13 protein-coding genes are annotated in these 15,912 nt (G+C 68.8%); 8 read left to right on the top strand and 5 right to left on the bottom strand.

Annotated features, from left to right (window positions below; all coding sequences use genetic code 11):
- The first annotated feature begins 296 nt into the window (after window positions 1-296).
- Window positions 297-1,190 carry a LysR substrate-binding domain-containing protein gene (locus NQV17_RS31865; protein WP_257775313.1) on the top strand — a complete coding sequence of 298 codons (894 nt, stop codon included), beginning with the start codon at window positions 297-299 and terminating at the stop codon, window positions 1,188-1,190.
- 262 nt (window positions 1,191-1,452) lie between these two features.
- Window positions 1,453-3,702 (top strand): bifunctional diguanylate cyclase/phosphodiesterase, encoded by a 2,250-nt coding sequence (locus NQV17_RS31870; protein WP_257775314.1) that lies wholly within the window; start codon window positions 1,453-1,455, stop codon window positions 3,700-3,702.
- A gap of 4 nt (window positions 3,703-3,706) precedes the next feature.
- Here the strand turns inward: NQV17_RS31870 and NQV17_RS31875 are convergent, their stop codons facing one another.
- From NQV17_RS31875 to NQV17_RS31885, 3 genes are all read right to left on the bottom strand, one after another.
- Window positions 3,707-4,798, bottom strand: a complete 1,092-nt coding sequence (locus tag NQV17_RS31875) for a diguanylate cyclase domain-containing protein (protein ID WP_308237500.1) — start codon at window positions 4,796-4,798, stop codon at window positions 3,707-3,709.
- A gap of 54 nt (window positions 4,799-4,852) precedes the next feature.
- Entirely contained in the window at window positions 4,853-5,857 is a 1,005-nt protein-coding gene (locus NQV17_RS31880; RefSeq protein WP_257775315.1) for a chemotaxis response regulator protein-glutamate methylesterase, read from the bottom strand.
- A 387-nt stretch (window positions 5,858-6,244) separates the two neighbouring features.
- A complete protein-coding gene (locus NQV17_RS31885) occupies window positions 6,245-6,469 on the bottom strand; it encodes a hypothetical protein (RefSeq protein WP_006750126.1) in 225 nt (74 codons plus the stop codon).
- A 347-nt stretch (window positions 6,470-6,816) separates the two neighbouring features.
- Between NQV17_RS31885 and NQV17_RS31890 the strand changes: the two genes are divergently transcribed.
- From NQV17_RS31890 to NQV17_RS31905, 4 genes are all read left to right on the top strand, one after another.
- Entirely contained in the window at window positions 6,817-7,506 is a 690-nt protein-coding gene (locus NQV17_RS31890) for a DUF969 domain-containing protein (RefSeq protein WP_257775316.1), read from the top strand.
- A complete protein-coding gene (locus NQV17_RS31895; protein ID WP_257775317.1) occupies window positions 7,503-8,453 on the top strand; it encodes a DUF979 domain-containing protein in 951 nt (316 codons plus the stop codon). The genes NQV17_RS31890 and NQV17_RS31895 overlap by 4 nt, the downstream gene beginning before the upstream one ends.
- 19 nt (window positions 8,454-8,472) lie before the next feature.
- Window positions 8,473-9,504, top strand: coding sequence for a DUF2891 domain-containing protein (locus NQV17_RS31900; RefSeq protein WP_257775318.1), 1,032 nt, complete (start codon window positions 8,473-8,475; stop codon window positions 9,502-9,504).
- A gap of 154 nt (window positions 9,505-9,658) precedes the next feature.
- Window positions 9,659-10,723, top strand: a complete 1,065-nt coding sequence (locus NQV17_RS31905) for an asparaginase (protein ID WP_257775319.1) — start codon at window positions 9,659-9,661, stop codon at window positions 10,721-10,723.
- 75 nt (window positions 10,724-10,798) lie between these two features.
- Here the strand turns inward: NQV17_RS31905 and NQV17_RS31910 are convergent, their stop codons facing one another.
- A complete protein-coding gene (locus tag NQV17_RS31910) occupies window positions 10,799-11,773 on the bottom strand; it encodes a LysR family transcriptional regulator (protein ID WP_257775320.1) in 975 nt (324 codons plus the stop codon).
- A 156-nt stretch (window positions 11,774-11,929) separates the two neighbouring features.
- On the opposite strand from NQV17_RS31910, the gene aspA reads away from it, so the two are divergent.
- Both aspA and NQV17_RS31920 read left to right on the top strand, forming a co-directional pair.
- Window positions 11,930-13,336, top strand: coding sequence for an aspartate ammonia-lyase (aspA, locus tag NQV17_RS31915; protein ID WP_257775321.1), 1,407 nt, complete (start codon window positions 11,930-11,932; stop codon window positions 13,334-13,336).
- Window positions 13,337-13,438: 102 nt separating this feature from the next.
- Complete coding sequence (locus tag NQV17_RS31920; protein WP_257775322.1) at window positions 13,439-14,938, top strand: amino acid permease; 1,500 nt, start codon at window positions 13,439-13,441, stop codon at window positions 14,936-14,938.
- A 33-nt stretch (window positions 14,939-14,971) separates the two neighbouring features.
- Here the strand turns inward: NQV17_RS31920 and NQV17_RS31925 are convergent, their stop codons facing one another.
- Window positions 14,972-15,661: an alpha/beta hydrolase gene (locus tag NQV17_RS31925; protein WP_257775323.1), complete on the bottom strand. Its 690-nt coding sequence runs from the start codon at window positions 15,659-15,661 to the stop codon at window positions 14,972-14,974.
- Between the last annotated feature and the right edge of the window lie 251 nt (window positions 15,662-15,912).

Raw genomic sequence — 15,912 nt, forward strand, 5'->3', positions numbered from 1 at the left:
GCCTCCAGAGACAGGACAGGAAGTGAGAGAAATCCCGAGGGTCCAGGGTGGGCGGCCGCGGCGTCGGGATCGTCGTCGCGGCGGGGCGCCCGTGCTGTCGCACACGTCCGATGCGGTGCGCTCGGCGGGCGAGTGCTCCAAGCTTAGTCAATCGATTCGGCGCGCGAGGCACCCGTCAGGGAAAATCTCCGGTCGCGTTCGCGTAATCGATCCCCATCGAAGAACGATGCTATGCGCGCAACAACCGCGCTTCCAGTCCCTTAGAATGCCGTCAGTGTTCTATGGGTGGAACAATCATGGATGACCTGAACGACCTCTACTATTTCGTGAAGGTGGTCGAGCACGGCGGCTTCACGCAGGCGGGGCGGGCGCTGGATGTCCCGAAGTCGACGCTGAGCCGGCGCATCGCCGCGCTGGAAGCGCACTACGACGTGCGGCTGCTGCAGCGGACGACGCGTCATTTCACGGTCACGGAAACCGGCCGCGAATTCTACGAACGCTGCCTCGCGGTGCTGGTCGAGGCCGACGCGGCGCGCGAGGTGATCGAGCGCCGGCACGCGGAGCCGCGCGGGATCGTCCGCGTGAGCTGCCCGACCGCGCTGCTCGAATATCGCGTGAGCGAGCTCGTCGCGCGCTTCATGGCGATCCATCCGGCGGTGCACGTGCATCTCGAAGCGACGAACCGCCGCGTCGACCTGCTGAGCGAAGGCTTCGACCTGGCGCTGCGCGTGCGTTTCCCGCCGCTGGAGGACAGCGACCTCGTGATGCGGATTCTCGGCGACAGCCCGCAGCGGCTGGTGGCCGCGCCGCAGTGGCTGGCCGGACGCACGGTCCCGGCCGACCCGGCCGAGCTGGCCGGCGAGCCGAGCCTCGACTGGGGGCCGCCGCGGCAGCACGTGTGGCAGCTGGTCGGGCCGCACGGCGAGCAGGCGCAGCTGCGCCATCATCCGCGCTACATCTCCGACGACATGCACGCGTTGCGCGACGCGGCGATTCATGGCGTCGGCATCGTGCAGTTGCCGTGCATGGTCATCGAGGACGACCTGCGCGACGGCACGCTGATCGACGTGCTGCCCGGGTGGGCGCCGAAGGGCGGCGTGATTCACGCGGTGTTCCCGTCCCGGCGCGGGCTTCTGCCGCGCGTGCGGCTGCTGATCGACTTCCTTGCCGAGCATATTCGCAAGGACTGACGGCGGCCGGCGGGGCCGGTGCGCTACAAATAATCGTCTGACAAATCGGGGCGCCGTCCCGCCGGCCGCGACCACGCGTATACCCTCGATGCGCGCGGGTACGCCAGCGGGTGCGGATTGGTGTTAAATATATTTTGGCGCGCCGTGACCGGCGTGCAATGGGGGCGCACCGGGGGCGAGTCGACTCGGGGCGGTACACGGCACGAAGAATCGCTACGAATCGGGCGCATCAGACCCGGTCGAACTGACGGCAGGATTCATCTTGAATACCGAACCGCAAAGTTCTCGCTACAGTCTCGGCCTCGCAGCGGAAGTGCTCGCATCCGAGCAAAGCGTGCTGAGGCTGATCACACGCAATACACCCCTGCCGGAACTGCTCGTCGAGGTCTGCCGGCGCGCCGAGGCGCTGCTCGGCGACGGCGCGTCGTGCACGATCCTGCTGCTCGACGCGGACGGCATGCACGTGCACGTCGGCGCCGCGCCGTCGCTGCCCGTGCAGTACAGCGCGGCGATCGACGGCGCATCGATCGGGCCCGCCGCGGGCTCGTGCGGCACGGCGATGTACGAGCGCCGGATGATCGCCGTCGAAGACATCGAAACCGATCCCTTGTGGGCCGACTATCGTTCGTTCGCGTTGCCGCACGGCCTGCGCGCGTGCTGGTCGGTGCCGTTCCTGGACGATGCGGGCACCGTGCTCGGCGCATTCGCCGTCTATCACCGTACGCCGCGGCGGCCCACCGATGCCGAAACCGACCTGCTGCGCGATATCGGCAACAGCGTCGGCCTCGCGGTGCACCAGGACTGGATCGCGCGGCAGCTCGCGCGCAGCGAGGAACATCACCGCCTGGTCGTCAACAGCCTGAACGAAGGGATTCTCGTCGTGTCGCGCGACGGCATCGTGATCGCGAGCAATCCGAGCGCGAACCGGATGATGCGCGCGAAGGGCGACCTCGTCGGCCGCCGGCTGTCGACGGTGATTCTGTACAAGCTGCGCGAGGACGGCACGCCGATCGCGCCCGACGACTGGCCGAGCCGGCTCGCGTTCACCACGGCCATGCCGCAGCTCGACTACTCGGTCGGCTTCGGGCTCGCCGACGGCGACGTCATCTGGGTGCGCGGCAACGCGGTGCCGATCGTGAAACCGGGCGAGACGCAGCCCGAATCGGTGCTCGTGTCGTTTCATGACATCGGCCCCGTGCGCGAAGCGCAGCAGCAACTGCGCTACCTGGCGACGCGCGACGCGCTGACGGGCCTCTACAACCGGCGCTGGCTCTCCGAGCGGATGCGCGAGCTGTTCGGCGCGCGCGAGGCGGCGGCCGGGCCCGCGCACGTCGCGATCCTGTTCATCGATCTCGTCGGCTTCAAGAAGGTCAACGACACGGCCGGCCACGAGGCCGGCGACGCGCTCTTGCGCAGCGTCGCCGCGCGCCTCGCGGCCTGCGCGGGCGGGCGCCACGCGCTCACGCGCGTCGGCGGCGACGAGTTCGTGATCCTCGTCGACCACTGCGACGATCCCGACGAGCTGGCCATGCTCGCGCGCGAGGTGATCGACACGATCGCGAAGCCGTTCGAGATCGCGAACAACGAATACTGGCTCGGCGTATCGATCGGGATCAGCGTCGCGCCGCGCGACGGCGACGATGCGGTCACGCTGATGCGCAACGCCGACTCCGCGATGTACGACGCGAAGCAGCGCGGCCGCAACCACTTCACGTTCTTCACCGCGCAGCTGAACCTGCGCCTGCAGCGCCGCTTCGCGATCGAGCAGTCGCTGCGGCGCGCGCTCTCCTCGGACATGCTGCGGCTCGCGTACCAGCCGGTCGTCGACGCGCGCAGCGGCCGCACGGTCGGCGCCGAAGCGCTGCTGCGCTGGACGAGCCCCGAACTCGGGCCGATGTCTCCGGCGGAATTCATTCCGGTCGCGGAAGATACCGGGCTGATTGTCGCGATCGGCCAGTGGGTGCTCGAAACGGCCTGCCGGCAGGCCGCCGAATGGCGCCGCACGATCGCGCCCGACCTGATGCTCGCGGTCAACCTGTCGCCGCGGCAGTTCCACGAGGGGCTCGTCGAGTCGGTCTACCACTGCCTCGCGCAGACGCAGCTCGATCCGGGGGCGCTCGAGCTGGAGATTACCGAAGGACTGCTGATGAACGACACGGACACCGTGCTGCCGATGCTCGAAGCGCTCACGGACATGAACGTGCGGATCTCGGTCGACGATTTCGGCACCGGCTACTCGTCGCTCGCCTACCTGAAGCGTTTCCCGCTGCACAACCTGAAGGTCGACCGTTCGTTCGTATCGGGCGTGCCCGATCATCGCGACTCGGTCGCGATCACGCAGGCCGTCGTCGCGATGGCGCATTCCCTCGGGATGAAGGTCACCGCGGAAGGCGTCGAGACCCAGGCGCAGTCGTGGTTCCTGCAGCAGATCGGCTGCGACATGCAGCAGGGCTACCTGTTCGGCCGGCCGCTCGATCCGACCGATTACGCGCGCCGGCTCGTCACCGTGTAGGCGTTCAGGCGAAACCGCCGCCGGCCGGCTGAACCGGGGGCGCCGGCGGCGCGTCGATCTCGACGCGATTCTTGCCGTCGTGCTTCGCGCGATACAGCGCGCGATCGGCCGCCTCGATCAGCGAGGTGGTCGGCAGGCCGAGGGCCGGCACGATGCTCGCGCCGCCGATGCTGATCGTCACGTAGCGGCCCGTCGACGCGTGCACATGCTCGAGCCGCAGCGACTCGACCGCGAGGCGGATCTTCTCGCCGAGCAGCCGCGCGGCGCCCGGCGACGTGGCCGGCATCACGACCGCGAACTCCTCGCCGCCGAAACGCGCGGCGAGATCGCCGGACTGCCCGAGACAGCGCTCGATGGTCGTCGCGACCTGCTTGAGCACGCTGTCGCCCGACACGTGGCCGTATGTGTCGTTGTACAGCTTGAAGTTGTCGACGTCGATCATCAGCAGCGACAGCTCGCTGCGCTCGCGCGTGCCGCGCCGCCATTCGGCCGCCAGGTATTCGTCGAGATAGCGGCGGTTCGACAGCCCGGTCAGGCCGTCCGAATGCGTGAGGCGCCGCAGTTCGAGATTGGCCTCGAGCAGTTGCTGCTGCGATTGCCGCAGCGCGCGATAGGCCTCGTCGCGCTGCAGCAGGTTCATGTACGAGCGCGAGTGATAGCGGATCCGCGCGACCAGCTCGATGCGGTCGGGCAGTTTCACGAGATAGTCGTTCGCGCCGGCCGCGAACGCGGCGCTCTTGATCACCGGCTCTTCCTGCGTCGACAGCACGATGATCGGCACGTCACGCGTCGCCGGATTCGCGCGGTACGCCTTCACGAGGCTCAACCCGTCGATGCCGGGCATCACGAGATCCTGCAGGATCACGGTCGGCCGCGTCTCGATCGCGGTCGCCAGCGCGTCGTCCGAGCGCGGGCAGTAGTGGAAGTCGATGCCGTCCTCGTCGACGAGCGCGCGCCGGATGGCTTCCGCGACGATCGTCTGGTCGTCGACGAGCAGGACCATCGCGGGGGTGTCGGCGTGCGGCATGGGCGGCAGGTGCGCGGCGTCGAACGCCGCCTGCGGGCCGCCGGGCGGGCGGGTGAGGTCGCTGGTCATGATTGATGCAGGGTCGCGCCATGGCTGCGACGGGTGTGACAGGGTTTCATTGGGTTAGATTCGCGCGAGTGCCGCCAGCTCGCCCGCGATGCGCTCGAGCGGCAGGATCGCGCGGGCCGCGTCGAGCGTCGCGGCCGCCTTCGGCATGCCGTAGACGGCGCTGGTCGCCTCGTCCTGCGCGATCGTGTGATAGCCCTTCATCCGCAGGGCCTTCAGGCCGATCGCGCCGTCGCGTCCCATGCCGGTCAGCAGCACGCCGATCACGCGGCCCGGCCAGTGCTCGGTCAGGCTGTTGAAGAACACGTCGACCGACGGCCGGTACGGCGTGGCGGCCGGTTCGCGCGTGTATTCGAGCGTGCCGGTGCGCGTGATGCGCAGGTGATCGTCGGTCGCCGCGAGCAGCGCGACGCCCGGCTGCGGGCGGTCGCCTTCGTGCGCCACGCGCACGGTCAGCGGCGTCTGGCCGTCGAGCCATTGCGCCATTCCTTCGGCGAACGCGCGATCGACGTGCTGGACGATCACGATCGGCGCGCTGAAGTCGGCGGGCAGGCCGCCGAGGATCGACGCGAGCGCGCCGGGGCCGCCGGCGGACGCGCCGATCGCGATCAGCGGGCCGCCGCCCGTGCGCGAGGCCGTGCCGGCCGCGCGGACACCGCCGGGCGCGTCGAGCAGGCGGCCGATCTGGTCGATCTTGGCGAGCAGCAGCCGCGCGCCGTCGCCGGCCGCGTCTTCGCCGAGGCGAGGCGTATCGACCGCGTCGAGCGCGCCGGCACCCATCGCTTCGAACACGCGCCATGCGTTCGCGCCGATGCAGCTCGTCACGATCAGGATCGCGCACGGGCGGGCGGAACGCATGATCCGCCGCGTCGCCTCGATCCCGTCGCACTTCGGCATGACCAGGTCCATCAGCACGACGTCGGGCGGTTGCGCGGCGCACAGTTCGACGGCTTGCGCGCCGTCGGTCGCGACCCACAGCACGCGATGCTCGGGCCGGCGCGCGAGCGCGCGGCGCATCGCCTCGACGGCAAGCGGGAGGTCGTTGACGATGCCGATATTCACAAGCGGGATGCTCCGGTCGGTTCGTAGTGTTGGATATGGGCCGGGTTCATGAAAGGCAGTGCCGGTTCGGCGCCGCCGAACGGCGTCGGCGGGCGCGCGGCACGGAATTCTTTTCGATTGGCGACGTCCGCATGCTGTCATGCGACGCGAGCGGCGGCAATCGAAAAAATTGCGCATTGCGTCGTTTCCGACCCTTTTCTCTAATCCGAGGCGACATTTTTGCCGCCCGCGAAGGCGGACGGCCATCTGCGGGACGATGCGGCGGTGCGGAAACCCGTTGCCGGCGCGTTCGTTTCGGCGGGAAACGGGCGCATGCGGGCGCATGCGCGGGCATCGGCGAGCCGGCCGCGCGGGCCGGCGCACCGCGCCCGGGGCGCGTTCAGTCGATCAATGGCTGCGCGCGTACCCCTGGATCAGCGCGCGCATCATCCCTTCGACGGTTGCGTCGAGCAGGTCGGCTTCCTGCTCCGATTCCTCGACGAGCGCGGCATAGGCGGTCGCGAGCGTCACGCGGTCGACTTCCTGGCGTTGTTCCATCAGCGTCACCATCCCGTCCTTCGCCAGATGAGCGGAGAACGCGCGGCTGCCGATGGTCTGGAATACGTCAATCATGGCGGCTCTCCCGAACGTTGCCGATGCCTTCCAGTTTAGTCGGCGCACCGGCGCTCCGCCATGCGCGGCGGGCGCGCCGGCCGCCCGCGGTTCGCGCGGCGCAAGCGTGCGTGCCGCGCGCGCCGCCGGTGCCGCCCGCTGCCGACCGCACACGGCTGAAACATCGCTGACACAAGGCCGACACAAGGCCGACACACGGTAGTACCGGTTTCAACGTTTACCCGAAGCATCAAATTGTCGACTTTTTATCGATAAAGTCTCGTGTTAGATTTTGCGGCCTGAACCCGGTCGAAACCGGGCGGGCGGCACGTCGTCACGGCGCCGCGCATCCAACACAAGGAGGAGCAATGCTGGTGCTGATTGGCGTGCCGATCGTCGTGATCGGTTTCGCGCTGCGCTTCAACGCGCTGCTGGTGGTGACGATCGCGGGCCTCGCGACGGGGCTGGCGGGCGGGATGCCGCTCGTCGGCATCGTCAGCGCATTCGGCAAGGCGTTCGCCGACAACCGCTACATGGGGCTGATCTGGCTGACGCTGCCGGTGATCGCGCTGCTCGAGCGCAACGGCCTCAAGGAACAGGCGAAGCGGATGATCTCGCGCGTGCACGCGGCGACCACCGGCCGCGTGCTGATGCTGTATTTCGTGCTGCGCCAGGTGACGGCCGCGCTCGGCCTCACGTCGCTCGGCGGACACGCGCAGATGGTGCGGCCGCTGATCGCGCCGATGGCCGAGGCCGCGGCCGTCGGCCGGCACGGCGACCTGCCCGAGTCGGTGCGCCAGCAGATCCGCGCGCACGCGTCGGCCGCCGACAACGTCGCCGTGTTCTTCGGCGAGGACATCTTCATCGCGATCCAGTCGATCCTGTTGATCAAGGGCTTTCTCGAACAGAACGGGATCGCGATCGAGCCGCTGCACCTGTCGGTCTGGGCGATCCCGACCGCGGTCGCCGCGCTGCTGATTCACTGCACGCGGCTCGCGCTGCTCGATCATCGGCTGTCGCGCGGCTTCGGCGCATTCGGGCGGGAGGGCGCGCGATGATCGGCCTCGAACCGCTGTACACGCTCGCCGGGCTGATGTTCGCCGCGTTCGCGTGCTTCAACCTGACGGACCGCACGAACCCGCGCCGTGTCGTCAATTTCGCGTTCTGGGCGATCTACGCGCTCACGTTCCTGTTCGGCGCGCTGCTGCCGCACTTCGTGACGGGCTGCCTCGCGATCGCGCTCGCGCTGATCGCGGGCTCGGGCAAGCTGGGGCGCGGCAAGTCGGACGAAGCCGGCGACGCGGCAGCCGCGCGGCGCGACGCGAAGGCGCTGCGCTTCGGCAACCGGCTGTTCCTGCCCGCGCTGCTGATTCCCGTCGTCACGCTGATCGGCACGTTCGCGCTCAAGCTCGTGCCGTTCGTCGAGCCGAAGAGCGTGACGCTGATCTCGCTCGTGCTCGGCACGCTCGTCGCGTTCGCCGTCGCGCTCGCGATGCTGCGCGATTCGCCGGTGCACGCGCTGAAGGAGGCGCGTCACACGATGGACGCGGTCGGCTGGGCCGCGATCCTGCCGCAGATGCTCGCGGCGCTCGGCGCGCTGTTCGCGGTCGCGGGCGTCGGCGGCGTGGTGGCGGGGCTCGTGAAGGACTGGGTGCCGATCGATTCGCCATTCGCGGTCGTCGCCGCCTATACGGTCGGCATGGCGCTGTTCACGATGATCATGGGCAACGGGTTCGCCGCGTTCCCGGTGATGACGGCCGGCATCGGCCTGCCGCTGATCGTCCACCAGTTCCACGGCAACCCGGCGATCCTCGGCGCGATCGGGATGCTGAGCGGCTTCTGCGGTACGCTGATGACGCCGATGGCCGCGAACTTCAACATCGTGCCGGCCGCGCTGCTCGAACTGAAGGACAAGAACGGCGTGATCAAGGCGCAGTGGCCGACCGCCGTGCTGCTGCTGGCCGTCAACACGCTGCTGATGTACGCGTTCGTATTCCGCTTCTGACGAGACTGACGAGATGCCCATGACCGACCGACTGACCCCCGGACTCGCCTCGAAATTCGCGTCGCTCGCGCTCGCGCACCTGACCCGCGAATATCCGAACAAGCTCACCCATTCGCTCGAAGGCCCGCACGACGTGCAGGGGCCGCGCGCGTTGCACCCGATCTTCTACGGCAGCTACGACTGGCATTCGTGCGTGCATGGCTACTGGCTCGTGCTGCGCGTGCTCGAACGCTATCCGGCGCTGGCGGAAGCCGAGCGGATCATCGCCGTCGTCGACGCGCATTTCACCGACGCGAACGTCGCCGGCGAACGCGCGTATCTTGCGCTGCCGCACAACAGCGGCTTCGAGCGGCCGTACGGATGGGCGTGGCTGCTGGCGCTGTCCGCGCAGCTGGAACGGCTCGCGCTGAAGGGCGTGGTGCCGCAGGCCGCCCGCTGGGCGAAGACGATCGCGCCGCTCGCCGACCTGTTCGTCGCGCGCTTCGAGACCTTCCTGCCGAAGGCGACCTATCCGCTGCGGGTCGGCACGCACTTCAACACCGCGTTCGCACTGGCGCTCGCGCTCGACTTCGCGCGCGCGACGCAGCGCGACGGGCTCGCGGCACTGATCGTCGATACCGCGAGACGCTGGCACCTGAACGATGTCGCGTGCCAGGCGTGGGAGCCGTCGGGCGACGAGTTCCTGTCGCCCGCGCTGATGGAGGCGGAGCTGATGCGGCGCGTGCTGCCGGCCGCCGAATTCGACGGCTGGTTCGCGCGTTTCCTGCCGGATCTCGCGCGCGGCGAGCCGGCGACGCTGTTCGTGCCGGCGACGGTCAGCGACCGCAGCGACGGCAAGATCGCGCATCTGGACGGCTTGAACCTGAGCCGCGCGTGGTGCCAGCGCGCGCTGGCCGGCGCGCTGCCGGAAGACGATGCACGGCGCGCGAGGCTGCTCGATGCGGCCGACCGGCATCTCGCGAGCGCGCTCGCGCACGTGGCCGGCGATTACATGGGCGAGCACTGGCTCGCGACGTTCGCGCTGCTGGCGATCGAAGGCTCCGTGTACTGAATCCGTCAGGTTTTCGTGAGGGGCGACGGCTTTGCATCCGGCGCAATACCGCTTTCCACCGGCCGACCGGCTCGACCGGGCGGCAGACTCGATACACTGCCGTACCGGTTGCACGGGCCCCGGCATTCAGGCCCCGACGAAGGAGACAAGACAGATGGACACCCAACGCGCAGCGGTCGTGACGTACCGCGGCAAGGCGATCGAGAATAGACACGTCGCCGACGTGGCGGTGGTGGATGCCGGCGGCAAGCTGCTGTTCCGGCTTGGCAATCCGTACCGGATGACGCTCGCGCGCTCGGCGGCGAAGCCGGCCCAGGCGCTGTCCGTGATCGAGACGGGCGCGCCCGAGCGGTTCGGTTTCGACGACGCGGACATCGCGTTGATGTGCGCGTCGCACAGCAGCGAGGAGCGGCACATCGCGCGCACGCGGGCGATGCTGGAGAAGGTCGACGCGCAGGAGTCGGATCTGCGGTGCGGCGGGCATGCGCCGCTGTCGGACGCGGTGTACCGGTCGTGGATCAAGCGCGACTACACGCCGACCGGCGTCTGCAGCAACTGTTCGGGCAAGCATGTCGGGATGCTGGCCGGCGCGCGGGCGATCGGCGCCGCGATCGCCGACTATCATCTGCCGGAGCATCCGATGCAGGTGCGCGTGAAGCAGGTGGTCGCCAACGCGTGCGGCCTGCGCGACGACGAGGTCGACTGGGCGATCGACGGCTGCAACCTGCCGACGCCGGCGTTCCCGCTCGATCGCCTCGCGCGTCTTTACGCATCGCTGGCCGACGGCGCGGATACGGTGGCAGCCGGCGGCGCCGCGGCGACCGGTCGCGTGCGTGCGCTGGCGCGCATTCATCATGCGATGACGGCCCATCCGGAGCTTGTCGCCGGAGAAGGGCGCTACTGCACGGTGCTGATGGATGCGTTCGACGGGCAGGTCGTCGGCAAGCTCGGTGCGGATGCGTGCTACGGGATCGGCGTACGCGCATCGGCGCGCACGCGGGCGCTCGGCGCCGACGGCGCGCTCGGCCTCTCGGTGAAGATCGAGGACGGCAACATCGACGTGCTGTACATGATGGTCAGCGAACTGCTCGAGCGTCTGCAGATCGGCACGGACGCGCAGCGCGCGCGGCTCGCCGCGTTCCACCGGCCGCGGATGCTGAACACGCAGGGTGTCGAGGTCGGGCACGCGACGTTCCCGTTCGAATTGCAGCCGGCCTGACGGGCGTCGGCGCACCGATGCCGCGGGCCGCGGTGCGCAGCGGCGCCGCGTTGCCGGCCGGCGCGACGGCAGCCGCTACGCGCCCGCGTCGCGAATCTTCGCCAGCTCGACTTCCGACAGCTCGCCGATGTGCGCGAGATGCTCCATGAGGAAGTCCTTCAGCACGCGCAGCTTCGCCGAGCTGCGCCGGTTCGACAGATACGCGATGTAGATGTAGTCGCCCGTCAGCTTGTTCTGCAGCCGGTAGCGCGGCAGCACGGCTTCGAGCCGACCGCTCGCGAGCAGGTCGCGCACCAGCCAGATCTCGAATTCGGCGATGCCGAGCCCCGCGCAGGTCGCATCCAGCAGCAGTTCCGAATGATCGGTGACGAGGTTGCCGGCCGGCAGCACGCTGTGCCGCGCGTCGCCGCGCACGAGCTCCCACCGCGGATCGCCTTCCGGGTGCACGTAGCGCAGGCAGTTGTGATGCCGGAGATCGTCCGGCGTCGCGGGGCGTCCGCAGCGGTCGAGATAGCCGGGCGTCGCGCACAGGATGCTGTCGTTGCGCGACAGCCGGTGGACGACCAGGTTGTCCAGGTAGTTCTCGCCCTCGTGAATGTCGAGGTCGAAGCCGCCGGCGACGAGGTCGTTGTGGTTGTCGGTGAGCCGCACGTCGAGCTGGATCGTCGGGTAGCGCGCGAGAAACGGCGCGATCATCGGCGCGAGGTGGCGGCGGCCGAACGCGACCGGCGCGGTGAGCTTCAGCGGGCCGCTCGGCTGCGAATTGAGCTCGGCGACGACGCGCAGCGTGTCGTCGAGATCGGCGATCAGCGTGACCGCGCGTTCCAGGTAGATGTGGCCGGCCTCGGTCAGCGTCACGCTGTGCGTCGAGCGATGCAGCAGCGCGACGCCAAGCGCGTCCTCGATCGCCGTGATCTTGCGCGCGACGGTGGACGTCGACACATGCATCTCCTTCGCGACCGCGGAAAAACTCCCCATTTCGACGACCCGCACGAACGCGCGCATCGCGCCGAGGTGATCGATGCCGGTGTCTCTTGCCATTGTTTTCATTCGTCTCTCGTTGTTGCATCCCACGCAAAACCGCTTTCGATAATACAGAGGCGAGCTTCTTTATGCAAAGGCATAGAATGCGAACCCGTCGTACGGGGAAGCGGGGAACGCAGCCGCCTTGCCGCGGCGGCACGAGACATTTCAGGAGGGGCACCCATGACGGAAAACGGCTTCCGCGTCGAAGCGGATCTCTTAGGGAAACGAAGCATTCCGGATTCGGCGTACTACGGCGTCCATACGCTGCGCGCGAAGGAGAACTTCGACATTTCGGGGCGCACGATCGCGTCGCTGCCGTACCTCGTCATGGCGCTCGCGGCGGTGAAGGAAGCCGCGGCCGACGCGAACTGCGAGCTCGGGCTGCTGCCGGACGCGTATCGCGACGCGATCGCCGCCGCCTGTGTCGAGATCCGCGAAGGCCGCCTGCACGACCAGTTCGTGGTCGACATCATCCAGGGCGGGGCCGGCACGTCGACCAACATGAACGCCAACGAGGTGATCTGCAACCGCGCGCTCGAGATCATGGGGCATGCACGCGGGCAGTACGAATACCTGCATCCCAACGAGCACGTCAACCTCGCGCAGAGCACGAACGACGTCTATCCGACCGCGATCCGGATCGCGACCTGCTTCGCGGTCGAGCATCTGCTCGACGCGATGGCGCGCCTGCGCGATGCGTTCGCGGAGAAGGCCGACGCGTTCTCGGATCTGCTGAAGCTCGGCCGCACGCAGTTGCAGGACGCCGTGCCGATGACGCTCGGCCAGGAGTTCTCGACCTACGCGGTGATGGTGACGGAAGACATCGCGCGCCTGCAGGAAGCCGGCTTGCTGATGCGCGAGATCAATCTCGGCGCGACCGCGATCGGCACCGGCATCACCGCCCATCCGCAGTACGCGGAGAAGGCGCTGGCCGCGCTGCGCCGCATCACCGGCCTGGACCTGAGCACCGCGCCGAACCTGATCGAGGCGACGCAGGACTGCGGCGCGTTCGTGCAGGTCTCCGGCGTGCTGAAGCGGATCGCGGTCAAGCTGTCGAAGATCTGCAACGACCTGCGGCTGCTGTCGAGCGGCCCGCGTGCCGGCTTCGGCGAAATCAACCTGCCGCCGGTGCAGGCCGGCTCGTCGATCATGCCGGGCAAGGTGAACCCGGTGATTCCGGAAGTCGTGAACCAGGTCGCGTTCGAAGTGTTCGGCAACGACCTGACGGTGACCTTCGCCGCCGAGGCCGGCCAGCTTCAGCTCAACGCGTTCGAGCCGGTGATCGCGAGCGCGCTGTTCCGCAGCTTCGGCCATCTGACGGCCGCCTGCACGACGCTCGCGGACCGCTGCGTGAGCGGAATCACCGCGAACCCCGAGCGCTTGCGCGAAACGATGGAGCGGTCGGTCGCGCTCGCGACCGCGCTGAACCCGTACATCGGCTACAAGCGCGCGACCGCCGTGGCCGCCGAGGCGCACGCGAGCGGCAAGTCGATCCGCGAAGTCGTGCTCGATCGCGAGCTGATGACCGCCGCGCAACTGGACGAGGCGCTGCAGCCCGAAGCGCTGATCCGTCCGCGCGCGTACTGATTCCGGCCGCGCGGCGCCGGCGCCTGCCGCCGGCGGCCCGCGCGCGGCCGTTCCCGCAGCGCCCGTCGACGGGCGCGACACATCAAGAAACGGAGACACACCATGAAGCACGCCAGCGAGCGCGCGGCCGACCCGGCCGGCGGCGCGGACCCCCGTCATGCCGATCGCGACGCGATGTTCGCGTCGCACGAGGCCGGCTATGCGCAGCACCTGAAGCCCCGACACGTGCAGATGATCGCGATGGGCGGTGCGATCGGCACCGGCCTCTTTCTCGGCGCGGGCGGCCGCCTGCAGAGCGCGGGGCCCGCGCTGGCCGTCGTGTATCTCGTGTGCGGCGCGTTCGCCTTCCTGATCATGCGCGCGCTCGGCGAGCTCGTGATGCACCGGCCGACCAGCGGCTCGTTCGTGTCGTACGCACGGGAGTTCATGGGCGAGCGCGCGTCGTTCGTCGCGGGCTGGATGTACTACCTGAACTGGGCGACCACCGGCATCGTCGACATCACCGCGGTGGCGATCTACATGAAGTACTGGGCCGTGTTCACCGACGTGCCGCAGTGGGTGTTCGCGCTCGGCGCGCTGGGGATCGTGTCGGTGATGAACATGATCGGCGTGAAGGTGTTCGGCGAGATGGAGTTCTGGTTCTCGATCGTCAAGGTGGGGACGCTCGCGCTGTTCCTCGCGGTCGGCGCCGTGTTTCTCGCGAGCGGCCATCCGGTTGCCGGGCAGATGCCGGGGCTGCACCTGATCGCGGATCACGGCGGGATCTTCCCGCACGGGATCCTGCCGGCGGTGCTGATCGTGCAGGGCGTCGTGTTCGCGTATGCGAGCATCGAGCTCGTCGGCGTCGCGGCCGGCGAGACCGCCGATGCGCGCAAGGTGCTGCCGAAGGCGATCAACAGCGTGATGTGGCGCATCGCGCTGTTCTACGTCGGCTCCGTCGTGCTGCTGACGATGCTGCTGCCGTGGACCGCGTACAGCGCGCACGAAAGCCCGTTCGTGACGTTCTTCAGCAAGCTCGGCGTGCCGTACGTCGGCACGGTGATGAACGTCGTGGTGCTGACCGCCGCGCTGTCGAGCCTGAACTCCGGCCTCTATTCGACCGGGCGCGTGCTGCGTTCGCTCGCGATGGGCGGCTCGGCGCCGCGCTTCGTGTCGCGGATGAACGCGCGCGGCGTGCCGTACGGCGGGATCCTGGTCACGGTCGCGGTCAATGCGATCGGCGTGCCGCTGAATTACATCGTGCCGGCGCAGGCGTTCGAGATCGTGCTGAACATGGCGTCGCTCGGGATCATCACGACCTGGGGCTTCATCGTGATGTGCCAGATCCTGTTCCGCCGCGCGGTCAATCGCGGCGAGCTGAGCCCCGTGTCATTCCGGATGCCTGGCGCGCCGTTCACGTCGTGGCTCACGCTCGGGTTCCTGGTCAGCGTGCTGGTGCTGATGGCGTTCGATTACCCGGGCGGCACGTGGACCGTCGCGATGATTCCCGTGGTCGTGCTCGCGCTCGTGGTCGGCTGGAAGCTGGCCAAGCGCGGTGCCGCGCGAGAGGCTGCTGCCGAGGCTCGCGTGCCGGTCGTTGCCGATCCGGCGAGCAACGTCTGACGACAGGCCCGGGCGGGCGACCGCCCGGTGCGCTCAGTTCAACCCGGCGCGTGCGCCGACCCAGCGGCTGAAGTCGCGGGCCATCTGCGCGGTCAGTTCGTGGCCGGCGTCGTAGAGCCGCGTATCGTGCGCGACGCCGAGCGCCGTCAGCTTCGCGTCGGCCGTGTTCGCCCACGCGACCGGTAGCTTGTCGTCGAAGCGGCCGTGCATCACCAGCGCGTGCAGCGGGCTCAACGCATCGCGCGACGCGATCAGCGGATCGATCTCCGGCAGGATGCGCCCGCACAGCACCGCGAACGCGGCGACGTCGGCCGGCGAGGTGAGACCGACGCTCGCGCTCATGATGCCGCCCTGGCTGAAGCCGGCGATCACGGTGGGCAAGGCGGCGGGTTCGTTCCCGGTGTCCCGCGCGCGCAACGCGCGCAGCAGCGCGATCAACTGCACACGGCTCGCCTCCGCGCGGGCCGCATCGATTTCCGGACCGTTCGGGCCGAAGCGCACCGGAAACCACGCGTGCTGGCCGGGGCCGAACGTCAGCGGCCCGCGCACGAACGCGATTTCGACGCGCGGATCGATCGTGCCGGCCAGGTTCAGCAGGTTGGTTTCGTTGCCGCCGACGCCGTGCAGCAGCAACAGGCGGCCCGCGGGGCGGCCGGCGGCCGGGCGCAGCCGGTAGTGGAGGCCGGATTCGGGGTCGGTGGTCAGCGGCAGGACATCGGTCATTGCGTGGGTCCGGTGGGGAAGTGATCCGATAGTCTAGAACGCGCGGACGGGGAGATGAATCGCCGGATGGTGATTGATTGTTTCCTGATGGGAATGAATGTGGGGCAGGATGTCCGATATGGGGTACGGCTACATGTGTCCCCCGCGAGCAAATTTCCCGAGAGGCGACCGTTCATCACCAATATGTCGACCGCACGATTCGCCGCCGCGACCCACAGTCGGCAAAATATCCACGTTTTGTCGATGCATGG

Source organism: Burkholderia sp. SCN-KJ (genome assembly GCF_024656005.1).
GTDB lineage: Bacteria > Pseudomonadota > Gammaproteobacteria > Burkholderiales > Burkholderiaceae > Burkholderia.